The following is an 815-nucleotide window of genomic DNA, read 5'->3' as shown; positions in this document are numbered from 1 at the left end:
GCAATCTGTTCGGTCGTAAAGTAGCTGTCGCCCAGCACCGACACCGTCTTCAGCGGCGCGTAGCCCACTTGCTTGAAGAAATAGTCCGATCCCTTGAACTTGCTCTGATCGATATAGGCAATGTTCGTCTCATACAGCGGCTGGATCACGAACTGCGGCGCACCGCCTGCCGGCACAACTATCGGCGCGGCTTCCTTGAACAGACCATGAACCGCCAGCAGCTTCGCGGCCTCCTCCAGCGTGTCGATACGTTGCGAGAGCAGCGCCAGATTCGTCTTGGCCGCAAAATCCCCCTTGAAGGTGTCCACCGAATATTTGCCGATCGTCGCCACCATCGGGGCCTGCTCGTGCTTTTGCGCACCCGTGCCATTGATCACCCGACCATTGGCCTGATGGATATCCCCGCTCGCCTGGATCAGCGCAGCATGGGCCGGCGTGAACGTGAAGGCCGAACCCGCCAGGTTCGCGGCCTTCAGCGCATTCCAACGCGTGACCAAGGTGTCGTAGTTGTCTTTCACCAGTGCCTTCCAATCGGCGCCCAGCACCTGATTGAGCACCTGTGCCAGTTGCGGCTGCGCCGACAGGTTCGCCAGCGCCTGCGCCAGACCCGAAGTGTTGTACTTGTACGCTCCCCAAATCTGGTGCCACTGCTCGCCCGAACCGAACGTGAAGTCCAGCAACTCGTACAGGCTGCCGAAGTTCCGGCTGACCGGGTTCAGCGACGCCGCGCTATCCGTCACCTTCAGGCTGATGCTCGCCGCGCGCTTCAGATAGTCGCCCAGCGACACCGTTTGCGTCAGCCCCACATTGTTCAC

The 815-nt window shown here is 60.7% G+C and carries 1 protein-coding gene; it reads right to left on the bottom strand.

Annotation, left to right across the window (positions count from 1 at the left end):
- Positions 1 to 815, bottom strand: an 815-nt coding sequence (locus tag ACPUER_RS36935) for a hypothetical protein (RefSeq protein WP_425133602.1), incomplete at both ends; no start/stop codon positions are given.

The organism is Burkholderia sp. DN3021 (genome assembly GCF_049805555.1).
Lineage (GTDB): Bacteria > Pseudomonadota > Gammaproteobacteria > Burkholderiales > Burkholderiaceae > Burkholderia > Burkholderia pyrrocinia_C.
The sequence above is the reverse complement of the archived record's forward strand: the minus strand, read 5'-3'. Positions and strand labels throughout refer to the sequence as shown.